Origin of the sequence: Erysipelothrix sp. HDW6B, assembly GCF_011301115.1 — a bacterium.
Lineage (GTDB): Bacteria > Bacillota_I > Bacilli_A > Erysipelotrichales > Erysipelotrichaceae > Erysipelothrix > Erysipelothrix anatis.
Genome location: NZ_CP049860.1, coordinates 1,281,157 through 1,299,936 on the forward strand (window position 1 = coordinate 1,281,157; position 18,780 = coordinate 1,299,936).

Below are 18,780 nucleotides of genomic sequence, written 5' to 3' on the forward strand. Positions count from 1 at the left end.
TCAGCGGTTTCTTTTTATTTTAATGCTTAATCATGCGGTATCCGACACCTACATGGGTTTGTAGGTATTGAAGATCTGGATCATACTGTTCAAGTTTCTTTCGTAACGTAGTCACAAATACTCTTAAGGCAGGAATATTATCTGAATATAAACCCCATACTTCCTTTAGAATCATATGATAGGTTAGTACCTTACCAACATTTTCAATCATCAACAATAACAGTTTAAACTCTGTCGGTGTTACGTGTACATCTTGACCATGGATTTGAACTGTGCTCGCATCACTGTCAATCACAAGATTACCATTTCGAAATTGGGTTGATTGTGTATCCGATACATGGAGACGACGATGCGCAACTCGAATTCGAGCCATGAGTTCCTCGGGTTCAAAAGGTTTCGTGATATAATCATCAGCACCCGCATCCAAAGCCCCTATCTTATCATCTACCTCAGCACGCGCACTCACAACAATAATGGGCGCAAGTGATTGTTTTCGAATTTCTTGCACCACCCAAACACCATCACGATCTGGAAGCCCTAAATCCAAAATAACGATTTCTGGATTATTGGCATTAAAAAGTTGAACACCTTCCAAAGCCGTATTTGCAACGTAAGCTGGATACGCTTCGAGCTTAAGTGTATTAAGAATCAAATTTTGAATAATTGGATCATCTTCAACGATTAATATGTGCGGTTTCATCAATAACATACCTCCTTAGACTAACTGAAAAACGAACACCTTGCGGCTCAACATCACTAACGGTGATACTTCCTCCATGAGCCTTAACAATCTCATTAACGAGATACAATCCTAAACCCATACCACGGCGACTGTCTTGATTTTGTGTATAGAACATCTCAAAAAGATGTTGCTTGTCGGCAATTCCTGGTCCTTCATCTTCAACATGAATCGTGACCTTTTCTGAGTCTTTGTTATCGGTACGGATACGGATTTGTGTTCCTTCTGGTGTATATTTTAATGCATTATCAATTAAATTGGTAAAAACTTGGATCATAAGTTTTGAGTCCACATTGACTAGCACAACATCCTTCGCATCGTCTACAAGAATGGTGTGATGCTTTGCTTTTCCTGAAACGCGATGCAGACTTTCAGCAATTAAATCTTCGAGCACTTCCCCTTCAAATTGAATAATTAGGTTATCATTATCAATTTTTGTCATCGCAAGTATATTTTCAATTAAATCCATGAGCCAAATACCATCATTTTTAATATCAGTATAAATTCGATGAACCTCACCATCTTCAAGAGTTCCATGTTGGAGCAAATCAACGTTGCCCAAAATAGTTGTGAGTGGTGTTCTTAAGTCATGGGAAATTGTTCGAAGGATCGTCGATCGTAGTTTCTCCTGTTCAATCACTATAGCATCGTGGTGCTGTTGGGCATCCAATGCTGCTTTTTCTAGAGCAATGCCCCCCTCGTTAATTAGTGAAACCAGAAGATTTCGTAAAAATGGATCAATAGTTTGATGTTCATTATGAACCGCTAGCACAGCCACAACTTTATCTGTTGAGCGAATTGCCATATAGGCCATTTGACTTTCGGACATGGTGTCTGTTGAGGCACCTGCGCGTTTGTTATTTCTATATACCCATTGTGCAACATTCCGCTCATCTTCAGACAATAATTCATGATGAATATAATCAGGACTTAAGTCGCTATATACCGTCGGAATGAGCTGTTTATTTTCTGGTGTATAAATAATAACCGTTGTGTTCAAAAGTTTTTTTACTTGGTGACCCATAGCGTCCACGATTTCGCTATAGCTCGATGCTTTTTGCAAGCGAAGGCTGGTTTCAAGAAGTACATCGGTACGATATGCTTTCTTCGCTGATTGAAGATCACGAGCTTTCAATTTTGTTGTTAGCGTGCTACTTACAAATGCTGCAACGAACATGAATACAAATGTGAACGGATAACCCGAATCATCCGCTTGCAATGAAAATTGAGGTTTCGTAAAGAAATAGTTAAACACAAGTACTGATATCACTGATGCAATGGATGACCAAATGCGTCCTTCAGTTAACATTGCAATTGCTAGAACACCTAACAAATACACAACGATAATATTAGATTCATTAAAACCAAGATAGGCAAAGAGTCCGCCAACTAAAGTGACACCAAATATAACCAACAACGCTTTGAATCCATCGTTCCAATGAAAAACTTCTTTCTGTAAAGTTGACTCCCTTTTTAAATAGTATGAAGTGCTTTGGTCTGGAATGACGTAAATATCTATGGTAGGAACCGTTTCTGAGAGTTGGTCAATAATGCCGGGACCACGAAACCTTCCTCGTTTACGAACTGTTCGCCCAATCACGATTTTTGTTACTTGACTTAAGCGCGCATATTCAGAAATTTGAAGTGCAATATCATCTCCATAAAGCATGGTAACTTGTGCACCTAAAGCTTCTGCCAACTTTATATTTTGGTCAAGCTGAAGCTGAGCATCGGGATTTAATTGCTTCGTCTCATTCTCTACGTATACTGCTGTAAAACTGGCATGAAATGCTTCAGCCATTCGACTCGCAGTCCGTATAACTTTTTCGTTTGTGGGCGATGTCGAAAGGCAGATTAAGATGTGTTCTTTCGTAGTGTAGGATGCGGTCTTGTAACTACTGTGATGAATTTGATCAGCTGCTTTACGAAGTGCTATTTCACGCAAAGCAATAAGATTTTCTTCCGTAAAGATTTCTTTAGGAAATAAAACACCTTGTTCCGCGTCAGTACCTTCTATATTTGCAACCCGAAGCAATAAGTCTTTGGGCGAAATATCAATGAGCTCAATGGTATCCGCTGCGTCAAAAATAACATCAGGAATCCGCTCATCAACCCGTTTACCTGTAATTGACTCAACAAAATCATGCAAACTATCAATATTTTTGATGTTAATAGTTGTGTAAACATTAATGCCATTTCTGAGCAATTCTTCTACATCCTGATATCTTTTTTTATGTCGCATACCTGGTACATTATCATGAGCCAACTCATCAATCACTATAGTATTTGGTTTTCGTTGAAGCGCTCCATCCAAATCAAATTCTAAGTATATTTGACTTTCATTTTTATATGTTTTGTATGGCATAGTCTCAAGGGTTGTTGCTTGTGCTAAGGTCGTTTTACTTTGATTGGGTGTCATATACCCAATCACAATGTCTACACCTTCATTTTTTAGGATTTTCGCTTCATCAAGCATTGCATATGTTTTACCAACGCCTTTTGCGTAGCCTAAGAATATTTTTAGTTTACCGCGCTTCATGTCATCGCCTCACCCTCTTGTTTGTAGTATTATTTTTTAAAAGTATATGTAACCATTCCATTCTCAAGGGTTGTAGACTTCATGATAAATTCGTACTGGTCTGAATCAAATGTTTCAAAAAGACGAATGCCTTTACCTAAGAACACTGGAATGACTGTGATAATATATGTATCGATAAGATTCTTTTCGACTAAAGGTTGAATGACACTGTTTCCGCCAACAATCCAGATATTTCCTACTGTTGCTTCTCGAATCTTCGGTAATGCAACGTCGGCCGGTTCATTAAGGAATGTGATTGAATCAGTATTTGTAGATGGTTGATGCGTAAATATGTACGATTGAACATCATTATACGGATAATTATCAACGGCAAGCTCTGTCGTAATTTGCTTATATGTCTTATTCCCCATTACAACAGCACCAACTGTGTCATAAAATTGCGTGTATTGTGATGATAAAACGAGTGGAACACGAGTTAAATCTAGCCAATCGATTGTTCCAGATTCTGTCGCAATGTATCCATCAATACTCACGGCAATGTATAGAATAGTTTCTTGCATGATCATGCCTCCATTGCTTCTATTATACAAAAAAAGAAGTGATGAATCACTTCTTTTAATTATGCGATAAGCGTTTCTCAATAGAACCTAGCAAGAGATCAGAAAGAATAGCCATAAGTGCAGTTGGTATCGCTCCTGCCCATACAATTGCACTCCCATTCGAGACATTGATACCGCGGGTTATAATATCGCCCAAACCACCGGCGCCTATAAAGGTGCCAATTGCCGTTATTCCAATCGCAACCACCAGCGCATTTCGAATTCCCCCGATGATAATCGATACGGCTAAAGGTAACTCAACTTTGTATAGAATCTGCCATTGGGTCATTCCCATTCCTTTAGCAACGTCTAGCAATTGGTTATCAACATTTAGAACACCTGTGTAAGTGTTTTTTACAATCGGTAGCAAAGAATACAAAAAGACTGTCACAACGACTGTATTGGGCCCAAGTCCCATTCCAATCATTAATATTGATAGCATCGCAAGGGACGGAATTGTTTGAATGATATTTCCCAAACGAATCACCCAAGGTGCCAGTTTTCGATGACGAGCAATAAAGAATCCCAAGGGAATGGCTACGAGTGATGCAAATAGCACACCGTAAATTGATATTAGAAAGTGTCGAAGAAATTGTTGGAAAACAATTCCTCCGTTCGCAATATAGTATTCAATTATTTCCTGAATCATTTATTCACCCTCCTTTTTTGTCAAAAACTGGTAATCGGAACGTTGTACCAACGGTTCAACCGTTTTATCTTCGAAATAGTTATGCGCTTCTAAAAACTCACGAGCAACTACTTTGGGTTCGATTTTACCCTCATCAGATTTTTGATTCAATTGTTGCATCGTTTCTTGAGGGATAGCACCTTCAAGTTTAAGCATAATTGGCTCAAGTTCTGGATATTGTTCAAGTACAGCGCGTGATAACACGGGACTCGCATCATACGGTGGAAAGAGATTTTTATCATCTTCAAGTACAACCAAGTCATAGCCATCGATACGGCCATCTGTTGAGTAACCCAACACCACATCCATTTCGTTTACTTGAACGGCGTTATAAACTAGGCCAATCTCCATTGGGTACATTGTGCCAAAATCAAAACCATATTGAGTCTTAAAGTCAGCGTAACCATCCCCTTTGCGATCCATCCATGATGCGTCAACCCCTGCACGCAACGATGGAGCGAGTTCTTCAAGTTGGCTAACTTTGGTAATGTTATGTGTATCTGAAAATTCTCGCGTTACCATAAATGCATAGGAGTTTGCAAAACCATAAGATGGAAACCAAACCATATCAAACCGTTCAAAGTAACCTTCACGAACTTGTTTGAGCGCATCCTGCGGATCCCTTGATGCCGGAAGTCCCAACTCACCTGTCAGCGAGGTTCCCGTATACATAGCTCCCGAAATATTCGCATCTTTACGACTCATCGCTTGATATATGAGCAGGGTTGATCCGAGATTATTGATAAGGGACACACGTGTTTCTGGTAAGTAGTGCTGTGTCATTTGACTGACAATTTCAGATAGAATCTGCCGTTCAGTAGTATTACCACCAGCAATCACAATATCATTGTTACGAGCATTTCCACCTAAACCTGGAAGTGAACATCCTGTAAGAATCATAAGTGCTGCTAATGTTGTGATTATTTTTTTCATGTTATGCCCCCTCTCTAAGTTCTGAACCTGTTTGAGGCGATAACTTCATTTCTACTTTCTCAAGCAGAAGATCAACAATGAATGCAAGAATCATAATTGGTAATGTTCCGGCAATGATAAGATTGAAATCAAAATTATTCAGACCACTAAAAATAAAGTCTCCTAATCCGCCAGCGCCAATGTATGATGCCAAAGTAGTCCACGCCAATACATAGGTTGCTGATAATCGAACACCTGCCATAATTACAGATACTGCGAGCGGAAGTTGTACTTTAAAAATTTGTTGTAGAGTATTCATTCCCATACCCTTGGATGCATCCACGATGCCGGGGTTAACACCCTCCACCCCTAAAACCGTATTTCTAAGGATAGGCAGTAATGAATAGATGCAAAGTGCAACGATTGCCGGAACACGCCCCACACCCATTATTGGCACAATCATCGCTAGCAACGCAAGCGATGGAATCGTCTGCAAAACAGAAGCAATTGAAATTGTAAATTGAGCGAGTTTCTTATTTCGACTGACGATAACCCCTAAAGGAATCGCAATTAAACACCCAAGCAGGAGTGCAGCGGCGCTAATCAATAAGTGTTCGCCAATTTTCGAAAGAATCATAGGACCATTTTCAATAAAAAACATTAAGCAGCACCACCATTCTGAGCAACAGCTGAAGATGCTTTATCTGATAATTCATCGTCTATTACTTCAAGGTCTTCTTGTGGTTCGTAGTCCCTCCAGAAAGCATCATAGACTGCTCCAACAACTGCCGCACGTGTCACAATTCCAACGAGCTTCCCATCGCTATCGACAACTGAAATATTTCGATGTCCTAATTCTTGAATGTAGTAAATAGCATCACGAATTGTCGTCGTATTATGGATATATGTTACTTGCTTCATGATAGTTTGAACGGCATCTTCGCGATTGTTTCGACGCATCAGTGCACGGATATCTACTCTACCAATTAGAACATTTTCATCATCAACAACTAAAATATCATCAACACGTGTTTGTTGCATATGACGAACTGTTTCAGCAATTGACACGGATGCATTTACTTTAATTGGCTTTATCATTAATTGTTCAACCGAGTTGTACTCAAATGTCGCTTGATGTAAACGATCTTCACCCACTAAGTTGCGCACAAAGTCATTGGCTGGACTCGTTAAGATGTCTTTGGGTGATCCTTGTTGAACAACCTTACCATGATCCATGACGACTATCTTGTCAGACAATGCTAATGCTTCATCCATATCATGAGTTACAAATATTATGGTCTTATTCATGTCACGTTGTAATTGTTTAACCAGTCTTTGCAGCGCATCTCGAGTAATTGGATCTAAAGCTCCAAATGGTTCATCCATTAGAATTATATCTTGATCTGCAGCTAGAGCTCTAATAACACCAACGCGTTGTTGCATACCGCCGCTAAGTTCAGATGGGTAAGCATCGAGTAGTTCCATTGGTAAATCGACACGTTTCATCAATGTCTCGGCTTTTTCACGCATTGTTGTTTCATCCCACTTCAGTAATTTTGGGACCATAACAATGTTTTCATAAATACTCATATGTGGCATCAAACCAATTTGTTGGATGACATATCCTATCTTTCTACGTAATGCTACCTCATTGGTTTTTTGAATATCTTCTCCATCAATGAGAATCGTTCCCCTGCTTGGGTCAATCATACGGTTAATCATTCGCATGGTCGTTGTTTTACCACTACCAGATGTTCCGATAAAGCAAACAAATGACCCCGTTTCAATTTTTATATCTACGTTATCGACCGCTTTTTTATTACCGTATGTTTTTGTCACATTTTTAAATTCTATCATCATAAATCCCCTTCCAGTCTTCTGTACCCAATGTTACAAATCTGTGAATTGTGGAATTACTTGAAAATAAAACGCCTTCAAAATGTAAATAAAAAGAACATAATTTACATGTTCTTTGATTGTATGATTTGTAAAACACTGAATACTAATGGAGTAAGTATACCATTTTTACAGTTCAATCTCAAAAAGTGAGGGTTAAATGGTCTAAATGTATGCCTTCTAATAATCATTATGACCGCTTCAATCCTAGTCCTTAGACAGACTGAAAAAAATTGTTAAAATTTGTTAACTTTTCATTTAGGTGCATGATTAGCGACGAAATCCACCTTCACTTGCAATCACTTCACCAGTGATCCATTGTGCTTTTGTATCCATCAATATTGAAACTAGATTCGCAACATCTTGAGGAGTTCCCCAACGTCTTAATGGGAAGCGATCTCGAACTGCTTCATAATCAGAACCGGTTGCGTAACCTGTATCCGTAGGCCCTGGATTGATAGCATTAATTTGAATGTTTGAATCCATCAAAAGCCGTGCTGTTTGCCTTACGATAGTAATTATGGCATCTTTTGAAATTGCGTATGATAGCTCATCCTTCATAAGTCCCAAGTATTGTCCACTCGTAAACATGACAATTGATGCCTGTTTATCTGATTTTTTTTGCTTAGTAAATGCTTGGATTAATTTGAGACCACTGACTACATTCACATCAAAATGCATTCTCATTTCTTCAGATGTAATATCCTCAAATGTCTCAGGCTTGGAGTAAGCATGACATTGAACGAGGCCTTGAATTTCTCCAAATTTTGAATTAGCTTCGTGAATGAGTCGTTCAGCATTATCGGGATCTGAAAGGTCACTCGAAGACACCATATCGACATCGTAACCTTGTTCTTGAAGTGACTTAACAAACAATTCAGTAAATGTCTGAGATGCATCGCTGTAGCCACCAACTAAACTATCAAATGGTGAAAACCCGTGAACAATAACACGGTGACCATCTGCTAAAAGTTGGCGCACGACCGACGGACCAATACTTTCTTGTCTGCTAACTCCCGTTACTATTATTTGCTTCATTGAATCTCCTTTTTTAACTACCACGTTTGCGGAAGACGCTCAAGCGCACGCTCAAAATCGATAATAAACTGGGATTCACCAAAAGTATTGAATTTAAAAAGTTTCGCTTGGCTTCCTCCAGTTGAAATTGCAACCAGATCAATGGTTGATCCATTTTGTGAAATCACCAATGTTAAGGAGATGCGATTGCTTCCAGTCATGCTATAACGCTCAAATCCTAAAAGATATGTATGTTCATTAACCTGAATATCTTCTTCTTGCGTAATTGACATGCTAAGTGCACGTGTCATTTTTTGAACAGACTCTTTAAACGTTACTAAATTACCACTTGTTTGAAATCTAAAATTCGCCATGATCATCGTTCCTTTTTATTTAAAGAAAAATGGAATTCCTGCCAGGACATACATAATCATGAAGAATAATGTATGAAACACTACAAATAATACACAGTTTTTCCATTCTCCTGGTTTTTCAAAATGATTTTTCAATTTGGTAAAAAATGATTTGATATGGATGACATCCCATGAGTTGAATCGTATTGAACGACCTAAATAGACACCAATTGCAACTAATAGATTCAAAATGAGTGCAGTCAACATGAATATTGATTGATGGGTCTTTGTTACAGTGCTCGGATCGTAGAAAATTAAAATCATTACTTGAATCATTACAATATTAACTAGAGTATTCACAATTCCTGACATAGCAAATGCCATCACCGAAATAATATCATACCAAATCGGTACTTTATCACCATCAACATCACGATGCGTCAAATTTAATTCGGTAATAAGATAACCTGAATTTGGTAGTGCCAACAGCCACACGAACAAACCCATGATTGCTGTGAACATTCCAGCATAACGGATAAATGCAATCCCCGAATATGAAGCAATGATTGCAGCTAAGAGAAAAATAATTATATCTACGACAAGAATCGCAAACGGTAATAATGATAATTTAAAGTTCCAAATCATCGGCTTAAACAATGAGACTCCATAAATTCGTGGTCTAAGTTTAATCGTAGTATATGCAAATATGTTGAGTAAAACAGCCGACAGAATTAAGCTAGATACGCCCATATAAGATCCCCCTTACAAGTAAAGTTATGAACTTATTGTATCACATTATTTCGTTTACTTTAATTGTATAGTATCTATGGATTGGGAAATCGTTAACCCTTTACATTAATTGCCTTCAAGAAAATATCCATGTATGTTTCATCCTTTTCTAAGAAATGAATGAGGAGAGGCTCTACTGCTGTAGTAACGTGGTGTTTAGAAATTAAATCTTCAAGCTTGTTCGATTGAATCCTTACCTTGTACCGATATGATGTATTGCCATCTTGAGTTGTCATGGTCGGAGATTCTTCAATCGAAGTAACTGACCCCTTGATAAGTTCACGATTTAATTGCCTGTTTCCAATAATTGAGAACTTAATCTGCTGCTTCTCACTTATTTTGGAGCGATTCTGGCTCTCTACAAATGTTTCAATAAATGATTCCGTGTTCGTCCCATCAATAATTTCTCCAAACATCTGTTGAGCCTGAAATTCAGTTCCAACCGTAATTGGTTGATATAAGTGAATAATACCATTTTCAGGTGCTTTAATGGATTGTTGATCCATTTCTTTTTCGAGCGCGTTCCGTTTCAAATTTAAACCCTCGGTTTCATTCATTATCTGTGTTTTGGCATGGCCTGATTCTGACAATAGCTGATAGTATAAGCTGTCAGCCTGAGTAAAGCTTTCGCTTTGTTGCTGCAACGCTTCCACTTCATTTTGGATCTGCTCTTTTTCCTCAAGGGTATTGCTTGCCATCGTGCTCAATTGTATCTTCTTCAAGTCTATCTTGTCCTTAATAACTTGCTTCTGATCTTTTTCTTGCTTTATTGTATTCAAAAAATATGCCACTTTGCCATAATATTCGAGTTGATATCCGCTTTGACTTAAATGATTATACTTTTGCTGTAAACTTGTAATGAACTGATTTACTGCCTCATGTCGCTTGTCCAAGTTTCGTAATTGCTCTTCAATTAGTTCAACATTATTGATATGACTGGATGCATCGCCTTCCAAAATTTTTACTCCTTTTTCAACGTAGTCACCATTTTTATAGTGAATTGACTTAACTTTGAGAGGGTTGTTCACTGATAGAATCTGACGATTCGATGTTGTGATATACCCTTGAGTAGAAAGGACTTTTGTAGGTTGTACAGTTACAGCTGCAATATAACCCGATGAAACAATAACACTCAAAATTATGAGAAGAAATATCGTCATCCCCTTCGGCGTTTGCATTAGTTGGATTCGTGAGTTTAATGCCCTTTTTTGTTTTTTTGTAGACATATTACAGCCCATCAACCTTTTGATTTTCAACAAGGGTTGCGTATCCTTGATGAATCTGAAGCAATTGGTGATGTGTTCCAGTTCCGGATATCGTTCCATTTTCCATAAAACAAACTAAATCACAATGAATTACCGGTAAAATTTGATGCGAAATTATAAACACTGTCCTTTCTTTACTTTGCTGCATTAAGTACTCGCAGACAGATTTTTGATGCTGACTATCAAGATTTGCCGTCGGTTCATCAAGAATATAAATGTCATGATTATGAATGAGTGTTCTAATTAATGTAATGATTTGCTGTTCACCTCCTGATAAATTTGATGCATTTTCAAAAAGCACTGTATTTAGTTTTTGAGGCATTGAGTCAAAAATATCTTTGACCCCAAGTTGATGGATCAAGTATTGGATTGATTCGACCGAAACTGCACGACCACAGCAAATGTTCTCTAAAATTGTTCCTTGGAAGAGTTGTGGCTTTTGTGGCATGTACCCAATTTTTACAGTCTCTAAATCATCTACTTCGTCAAAACTATTAGTCGCTATAGACACACTCCCTGTCGTCGGTCTAATTAAACCTGCCAACACTTTACTCAACGTGCTTTTCCCAGAACCTGAAAGTCCAACAAGAGCAACTCTTGAACCTTTAATGACATTTAAATTTACATCTTTTAATACTTCTTTATGTTTTTGTTTCAGACCAATTTTTTCAATTTTAATATATGCATCTGACATATTCAGATTATGGTGTTCATAGTCTGCATCATACTCAGACAACGATGCAATTTCATCAAAACGTTCAAATGCAATTTTAGCCTCAACCCATCGCATCTGTAAATCAATAAAGTTCTGAATTGGTCCCATAAAATACTGGCTTAACGTCTGAAAAACTAGTAAATCACCAATTTTCAATGATCCATCCATAATCATGAAAGCTCCAAGCATTAGAAAAATAATACCACTACTTTCATTAATGCATCCAAGCAATAACTGTTGAAGGGTTCCCATCGCATGTTCTTTATGGGAAAGATGCGTAAGTTTTTCATAACACTTCTCAAAGCGATTAATTGCGTACTTATCAACTTTCATCGATTTAATAGTTTCAACATTCTGCAATGACTCTATCATGACTGAATTTACCTGACCTTGAGCACTGACTTGTTGTTGATTAATACGTTGGTATGGCCCTTTAAAGAAATAGATCAACAAAATATTAATAAATATGATTAAAACTAATGCCCCAAATAATTTGGGGTTCGTGTTTGTCATAAGCAAAAGTGCAATTGTGCCGATTATCACATCCACTACCACACTGATAGTCACAGTTCCAAGCGTATTAATAACACTGATAATATCTTGAAACCGTGTGAGTAAATCACCGTTTTGTCTTTGAGATATTGAATGTAAAGGAATTTTTAAAAGATGTTCGAAAAAATTCAAAATTGTCGGCACCTCAATACGGCGCATAAAATAATACATTCCCATGCTACGATATGCTCTTAGAATGGATTGAAATATTATACATATTACAAAAATAATTCCATAGACTGGAAGTGAGTTTTTCAAATCATACGGAATAATAGAGTCCATTACCAATTTTGGAAAGGTACTTGAGAACAAGCCTAAGATACTCATTACGATTGACGATACAATTAATAAGATAACCGCTGATAAATTTGGTTTTATAAGTGAGCTCATAAATGTATATATTGTCGTTTGCTCATGATAAATACGTGACTGATCTGATGCTGCAATTAGAAAGAGTGCATTTCCTGAGAATATCGCTTCTAATGTATCCTTAGATACTTTTCTAACACGCTTATCCCTAGGGTCAGAAATAATGAATTTATTTCGACGTGTCATTGCATGAATTACGATATAGTGTTCCGCAGCATTTTCCAAGTAAACATGAATGAGAATCGGATAGGTCAAGCGTGGAGTTAGTTCGTTAATTTGTGTTCGAATCATACATGTTATGAAGCCTAGTGATTTAAAATACTCGGAAATGAGATTTAACTGGGTTCCAGTTTTATCAGTCTCTACCGCATCCTTAATAACTCCATAACTATCACAAATACGATACGATTTGAGAATTGTACTTACAGCAGCCACTCCACAATCGCAAGACTCATGTTGCTGCGTGTGCTTAAAATGTTTAAACATACTTCACCTCTTCTATAGGTTTAAGTATGTGCTAATCTTAGAATTTCCTATCCTATCTAAAAAAAACAGCCCGAGGGCTGTTAGTCTTTTGTTGTGTGAATGGTAACTTTAAATGTTTTACCATGAGTATTGATTATATTGATGAGGTATTGCATGAGCAGTAAAAGCCAACTAAACGCGATGACAAAAGCCATCAATTCAAACGCTGTAAGTGAGAAGTAGTGGACTCCTAAGAATAGAATACACACAATTACCAATACACCTCCGAGAATATACGAAAGACGCAAGAATTCTTTAGATACACTTGGTAATAACCATTTAATGGCAATTATCAGAATAATAAAGAGATATACAAGATACCCCGCAACGCGATTGTGCATATTTTGATAAAAAACACTGTCATTGTATGGGAAGAACCCAACACCGCCAAGACATATTGCAGTTGCGATCAAGAGAAGTTTTAAAATCAATAAGTTTTTTGATTTTCCAAGCACTTCATACAAGAGCACGAAAACATAGTCAATCAATGCAATCATTAAAAATGCAGACAAAATAAGCGTTAAGTTAAATTGCCAACTACGTGTCGCTTCAGGAGTTCCGAGGAAACTAAAGTTGTACAACCACCATTGTTGGTCACGATTCGTAATCATAGCAACACCAACACCGCCAAGAATAATTGTAATTAATGAGCGAATCATTACCGTTGGTGTAATACTCAAGGCTGTATGAATCATTAAGTAGTTCACAACCCCAATGACAATCCCACCCATCAAGGATGAAGTATAGACATCAAAGGTCGCTCCGGAAAACAATTCACCAATGATCCAAAACCCAAACAATAATGAGACAACGAGCAGTAATGTAAAGGAAATCAATACCACGGGGTAGTTTCGCCAAAAAATCTGACTCGATAGATGCCCCATCTGGTTATTTTTATTTTTAGTAAAGAAATATGTAAAATTTACGACACCTGTTATAACACCCGTTATAATGACGACACTCGCAATTGATTTCATCCCCACCAAAGGAATTTGATGATATGGCATAAACACGATTGCCATCGCCACCATCGCAAGTACTGATGCTACGATTACAGGAATCAATGGTACCGTAACCTTTTTGGCTAAACTATCTAACTGATATAATAAACCGGTATCGGTCAGTGTCACTGTAACCTCTTGGCCATCGACAAATTCGACAGTTTCCCGTAATGCTTCTGGAATTGGTAATCCCAAGTTTTTTTCTTTCATGGAAGAATCCCCCTATGTTTTTATAATACGATATTTTCAAATATATTTATATCAGTACCTTCACTATTTTTATTAATTTCCTAATAATTCAAGACAATTCTATGCCCAACATCATAATTTACACGAATAAGTGTGTTATTATGGATATAAGGAGGTACTATTATGACTTACATCAAACCGCAAGATGTTGGCGGAAGTGCAACAAATGTCCGAGTTCTTTACGATGGCGGCGCAGATGGATATGCCGTTGCGATCATAAATTGGAAAGGCTCAGATGTTTATGCAATGCGATGGAATGGTGATGATAACAAACCGGGAGGTTTTCCACTTTTCGGAAAAACATCTCTTTGGTTTGTAATCCCTGAAGAAATTGCCTTAGATGGTATCAAAGGCATTATTGGTAAAGTCTACAGATAGAACCGCGTTTCTAAGCACACGAATCATTCGTGTGCTTTTTCTATGTGCGCATCCATAAATTGAACCACACGTTGTGCATATTCAAAACCTTTATTTTCATATGAATCAGCATGATCTGTATCTTCAACAATCCATAACTCTTTAGGACCACGTGTTGCTTCAAATAGTTCATAGACCATCGATGTTGGGACAAAGGTATCGGCATCTCCATGAATGAACAGAATTGGTTTTACATTGTTATTTAATTGATTAATAGCACTCGCTTCATAAAAACTGTATCCTACCTTCACTTCAGTCAATAAACTTGTAACAGGTATCATCGGAAACGCGGGCAAACTATACATATCACCAAGTTGAAATGACAACTCTGCATCAACAGAACTATAACCACAGTCTTCAACAATCACCTTTACATTACTTGGAAGATCAGATTCGCCACTTGCCATCATTACTGTCGAAGCGCCCATACTCAATCCATAGAGTCCAATTTGTTGCTGTGAACCCAATCGATTGACGATTTCCTGTGTCCACTGAACAACATCCCGCCGTTCAGGCCAGCCAAACCCAATATATGACCCCTCACTCTCACCATGACCTCGTGCATCCGCTGCAAGCACGTTGTATCCTGCATCATGGAACATTTTTATATACTGTGTCATAGTTGCTGTACTATTTCCATAACCATGCGCGATAAAGATTGTTGAATTCGTTGCTTCCGTAGCTGCTATATATGTTGCCGACAACAATAAGCCATTGTCTGATGTAATCTTCCATGTTTCTAAATCTGTTGTTGCAAACCACTCGTTCGCTTCACGCCATACATCGGACGCTTCTGAATCAATAAATGATTTAGGACCAATCTTGATTGCTTGTGCAAAAAAATACTCACCAGCACCCCAGAGTACGAGACAAAACATTAATACAACTGAGCTTACTATCGTTCTTCTTTTTTTCATAATTCCTCCAATAGTTTGATAATCAAAGTAATATTTAGAATAACATTCAATACGCAACTTGTAAAGTATATTTAGTCGTAAGTGTCTGTTCACCTTAAACGCTATTAAACACATCCTATTTTTGGTATGATTTCATTAGGAGGATTCATAATGAATTCACAGCTTGCACTTTTATTTGTCTATTGGATTATATATAGTTTTATTGGTTGGATCTTAGAAACAGTTTATTGTTCGATCCTCTCCGGAAAATTCGAAGAACGCGGTTTTTTAAATGGACCTCTGGTTCCAATTTATGGTTTCGGTGCCATGATTATCCTCGCTACTTTACTACCCTATGCTTTCAACCCGGTACTTGTCTTTATACTCGGACTGATTCTTACAAGCTCACTTGAGTATCTGACGAGTTACATCATGGAGAAAGCATTCAAAATGCGATGGTGGGACTATTCAGAAATGTTTATGAATATCAACGGCCGAGTATGTTTGCTTAATTCAACCATGTTTGGTGCTTTATCGCTCGTCCTAGTTGAATACATTCACCCTGTTATTGTAGATTTGGTTGCCAACATTTCCATTGAATATCTTAATTATATTGCGTTTACGTTGTTTGTAGTAGTCATTATCGACTTCATAGCGTCACTGCGAGCAACGTTGAACCTTCAAAGTCGTTTATTCGAGTTAAACAACATCAAGTATGAAATTGATAAATTGAAATCAAAACTAGAAGGTTCGTACGAAATTCGATTGAAAGAACTTAATACTTCTTACGATACCTTAAAGGCAACTCTTAAGTCACGTGAAGTTCGTCTACTTAAAGCCTTCCCACGTCTTAAAAGCGAGTCGCTTCAAGAGTTTATTGAAGATGTCCAAGACTTCTACCGCATTCGTAAAAACAAAAAATAAAGAGCTCAATCAAGAGCTCTTTTATCGTTTTAATGCTTTAATTGTTGCCTCATCAAAAATTGTAACTCCAAGTCCATTTAAAGCATCGATCAAGACGTCAATCTTTACATTAAAATTTGCGCTCGTATCTTCAAACATTGCTGATGAGAACCATGTATCCCCAAGCAACACCATAACTTGTGCTACTTGCTTAGGATTTTTAATCGTTAATGAACCGTCAGCATTTCCACTTTCAAGAAGCATTTCAACTTTTGGGGCTATTTGGTTAACCGTAAGTTTGAAAATTTCTACTAAAATAGCAGGATTCTTTTTTAAAAACTCTGCACCGACATCGTTACTCACCTGGCCATAGTTAGAAAATGCTTTGATAACAAGTGCTTGGAGCTGCTCTTTTGCAGTTCTTCCTTCAACATTTAAAAATTGGTTAAAATAGTCACTATTCATGACAATCTCATGAATGACTGCAACTAGAATGTCATCTTTACTGTTAAAATGGTGGTAAATGGCCCCTCGTGTCAGCCCATTTAAGCCATTTACAATATCCTGGATTGATGTTTTTTCATATCCTTTTTCAGAAAAGAGCTTAATGGAAACATTGATAATATCTTGCACTGTCTGTTCAGAATCATATCTGTTTTTCATATTTATACCTCAATCATTCAATCAGTATTTTCATAAAGTGTACGATTTAATAATTATTTTGTCAATCCAAACATTTGCATAAAGAAAAGAACACAGTATGTGCTGTGTTCCTTTTACTCAATGCTAAATTGAAGTGCTTCAGCAAATTCTTTTGTATTGCTTTTTAACGTCTTCATAAAATCGAAATATGTTTCTCGTTTTGTCCTTAGACTATCCAATGCTGACGTGTCTTCTAAGTATTCTATCGCACTGTGCGCATACGTGATTGCATCTATATTAAATGCGATACTTTGATCTTTAAGCTTCTTTTTTAAATTTTTCGCATACAACTGCATTTCCGTTTGTAGCGCAAGAACTTTTTTACCCTTCTCAGATAAGTCTAATGATTCATTTTCAATGACTGAATTTGATTCAGCAATAAAGCGCTGCAATGTCTGCATAATATCGTTTTTACTCATTAATGGTCTCCTTCTTGTTTCTATTCAATGAATTGCCTATAGAAACTATTCAGGAACCTGTCTTATTGAGCCATCCACATCATGATTCATCGTTTACACCATCACCTCTTCTACATCTATTGTACCACGAATAAAATATAAGTAAAAAAACACAGGTTAACCTGTGTTTATAAGTTACTGTTGTGCCAGATAAGCGTCAACTTCTTGGAGATACTTACCTTTGTTTTCATCACTTGTCCATGCTATTTCAAAGGCATTCTTGACAAGGGTAACAATATCCGTTTCTGTTAACGAAACTTTTTGTGCGACTGCATAAAGGTCATCTGAAACGTAGCTTTGGAAGTACGCTGGGTCATCAGAATTAACGGTGATTTTTACCCCTTGGTGTAAGAGTGCTTTGAGCTCTTCACCTTTCATATCATCTGTCACAAATCCGTTAGAAACTGGGCAACTGGTTAGACCAATGCCTTTTTCAATAACGTATGCAACAAGTTCTGGATCTTCCACAATATTTGTACCGTGATCAATACGATCAACACCAATTACATGAAGCGCGTCTCGAATATTTTGAATTGAACCAATTTGGTCAATATCACAATGCATTGTAATCTTAAAGCCATCATCTTTCGCCTTTTTAAAGACACGTTGGAATTTAAGTGGTGGGTTATCTCTTTCATCAGAATCTAACCCAATTCCTAGAATACGATCCTTAAATGGTTGTGCCATTTCGTAGTGTTCAAAAGCGGATTCTTCACTGAGATCTCTTAAGAAGCACATGATTAAATGAGCTTCAATTCCGAGCTCTTTTGCATCTTGCGTTGCTTTATAATAGCCTTCAAATAGTGTTTCAAATGAAACACCTCGAGCCGTATGGGCTTGAGGATCAAAAAAGACTTCAACGTAACGTACATTATGTTCTTTTACCTTGCGGAAATAAGCCATTGCAAGGTCATAGAAATCTTCTTGTGTTCGAAGGACTTCCATCCCTGGATAATACACTGCTAAAAATGATGTTAAATCATTAAACTTATAAGTCGCTTCAACATCTTCAATAGTTTTCGCAGCAATCTCAATATTATTTTTCTGAGCAAGCTTAAGTTTTAAATCAGGTTCTAGGGTGCCTTCTAAATGCAAATGAAGTTCTGCCTTTGGTAAACCATAGATGAATTCTTTTGTTGCGTGTGTCATTATTTCCTCCTGCGTCATTCGACGATCATTAATCCCCAATGCATTGA

At 37.3% G+C, this 18,780-nt stretch carries 19 protein-coding genes; 2 read left to right on the forward strand and 17 right to left on the reverse strand.

Annotated features, from left to right (window positions below; all coding sequences use genetic code 11):
- Positions 1-19 precede the first annotated feature (19 nt).
- The 13 genes from G7061_RS06295 to G7061_RS06355 all read right to left on the reverse strand — a co-directional run bounded on the left by G7061_RS06295 (position 20) and on the right by G7061_RS06355 (position 14,169).
- Positions 20-700, reverse strand: a complete 681-nt coding sequence (locus tag G7061_RS06295) for a response regulator transcription factor (RefSeq protein ID WP_240914409.1) — start codon at positions 698-700, stop codon at positions 20-22.
- On the reverse strand, positions 675-3,278 hold the full coding sequence (locus G7061_RS06300) for a sensor histidine kinase KdpD (protein WP_166119805.1): 2,604 nt from the start codon (positions 3,276-3,278) through the stop codon (positions 675-677). The genes G7061_RS06295 and G7061_RS06300 overlap by 26 nt, the downstream gene beginning before the upstream one ends.
- Before the next feature lie 29 nt (positions 3,279-3,307).
- The gene (locus G7061_RS06305; RefSeq protein ID WP_166119810.1) at positions 3,308-3,838 is read right to left on the reverse strand and encodes a dihydrofolate reductase family protein; all 531 of its coding nucleotides are present in this window, start codon (positions 3,836-3,838) and stop codon (positions 3,308-3,310) included.
- 55 nt (positions 3,839-3,893) lie between these two features.
- Positions 3,894-4,526 carry an ABC transporter permease gene (locus tag G7061_RS06310; protein ID WP_166119816.1) on the reverse strand — a complete coding sequence of 211 codons (633 nt, stop codon included), beginning with the start codon at positions 4,524-4,526 and terminating at the stop codon, positions 3,894-3,896.
- On the reverse strand, positions 4,527-5,498 hold the full coding sequence (locus tag G7061_RS06315; protein WP_166119820.1) for an osmoprotectant ABC transporter substrate-binding protein: 972 nt from the start codon (positions 5,496-5,498) through the stop codon (positions 4,527-4,529).
- Between the two features lies 1 nt (position 5,499).
- Complete coding sequence (locus G7061_RS06320) at positions 5,500-6,138, reverse strand: ABC transporter permease (protein WP_166119824.1); 639 nt, start codon at positions 6,136-6,138, stop codon at positions 5,500-5,502.
- Positions 6,138-7,337: an ABC transporter ATP-binding protein gene (locus G7061_RS06325; RefSeq protein ID WP_305038661.1), complete on the reverse strand. Its 1,200-nt coding sequence runs from the start codon at positions 7,335-7,337 to the stop codon at positions 6,138-6,140. The genes G7061_RS06320 and G7061_RS06325 overlap by 1 nt, the downstream gene beginning before the upstream one ends.
- 306 nt (positions 7,338-7,643) lie before the next feature.
- A complete protein-coding gene (locus G7061_RS06330; protein WP_166119828.1) occupies positions 7,644-8,411 on the reverse strand; it encodes an SDR family oxidoreductase in 768 nt (255 codons plus the stop codon).
- Between the two features lie 17 nt (positions 8,412-8,428).
- A complete protein-coding gene (locus G7061_RS06335; protein ID WP_159646335.1) occupies positions 8,429-8,764 on the reverse strand; it encodes a DUF6054 family protein in 336 nt (111 codons plus the stop codon).
- Between the two features lie 15 nt (positions 8,765-8,779).
- Positions 8,780-9,493, reverse strand: coding sequence for a DUF1361 domain-containing protein (locus tag G7061_RS06340; RefSeq protein ID WP_159640534.1), 714 nt, complete (start codon positions 9,491-9,493; stop codon positions 8,780-8,782).
- 92 nt (positions 9,494-9,585) lie between these two features.
- A complete protein-coding gene (locus G7061_RS06345; protein WP_166119832.1) occupies positions 9,586-10,758 on the reverse strand; it encodes an HlyD family efflux transporter periplasmic adaptor subunit in 1,173 nt (390 codons plus the stop codon).
- A gap of 1 nt (position 10,759) precedes the next feature.
- Positions 10,760-12,919: a peptidase domain-containing ABC transporter gene (locus G7061_RS06350; protein ID WP_166119835.1), complete on the reverse strand. Its 2,160-nt coding sequence runs from the start codon at positions 12,917-12,919 to the stop codon at positions 10,760-10,762.
- Between the two features lie 80 nt (positions 12,920-12,999).
- Complete coding sequence (locus tag G7061_RS06355) at positions 13,000-14,169, reverse strand: DUF998 domain-containing protein (protein ID WP_159640525.1); 1,170 nt, start codon at positions 14,167-14,169, stop codon at positions 13,000-13,002.
- Between the two features lie 162 nt (positions 14,170-14,331).
- Here G7061_RS06355 and G7061_RS06360 point away from each other — a divergent pair, with 162 nt between their 5' ends.
- The gene (locus G7061_RS06360) at positions 14,332-14,586 is read left to right on the forward strand and encodes a hypothetical protein (protein ID WP_159640522.1); all 255 of its coding nucleotides are present in this window, start codon (positions 14,332-14,334) and stop codon (positions 14,584-14,586) included.
- Positions 14,587-14,609: 23 nt separating this feature from the next.
- On the opposite strand, the gene G7061_RS06365 is transcribed toward G7061_RS06360, so the two are convergent.
- Complete coding sequence (locus G7061_RS06365) at positions 14,610-15,542, reverse strand: alpha/beta hydrolase (protein ID WP_166119842.1); 933 nt, start codon at positions 15,540-15,542, stop codon at positions 14,610-14,612.
- A 150-nt stretch (positions 15,543-15,692) separates the two neighbouring features.
- Here G7061_RS06365 and G7061_RS06370 point away from each other — a divergent pair, with 150 nt between their 5' ends.
- Positions 15,693-16,445: a putative ABC transporter permease gene (locus G7061_RS06370; protein ID WP_159646353.1), complete on the forward strand. Its 753-nt coding sequence runs from the start codon at positions 15,693-15,695 to the stop codon at positions 16,443-16,445.
- Between the two features lie 21 nt (positions 16,446-16,466).
- On the opposite strand, the gene G7061_RS06375 is transcribed toward G7061_RS06370, so the two are convergent.
- The 3 genes from G7061_RS06375 to add form a co-directional block, all read right to left on the reverse strand.
- Positions 16,467-17,087 carry a TetR/AcrR family transcriptional regulator gene (locus G7061_RS06375; RefSeq protein WP_166119849.1) on the reverse strand — a complete coding sequence of 207 codons (621 nt, stop codon included), beginning with the start codon at positions 17,085-17,087 and terminating at the stop codon, positions 16,467-16,469.
- A gap of 113 nt (positions 17,088-17,200) precedes the next feature.
- Positions 17,201-17,545: a hypothetical protein gene (locus G7061_RS06380; protein WP_159640510.1), complete on the reverse strand. Its 345-nt coding sequence runs from the start codon at positions 17,543-17,545 to the stop codon at positions 17,201-17,203.
- Positions 17,546-17,719: 174 nt separating this feature from the next.
- Complete coding sequence (gene add / locus G7061_RS06385) at positions 17,720-18,733, reverse strand: adenosine deaminase (protein WP_159646361.1); 1,014 nt, start codon at positions 18,731-18,733, stop codon at positions 17,720-17,722.
- Positions 18,734-18,780 lie beyond the last annotated feature (47 nt).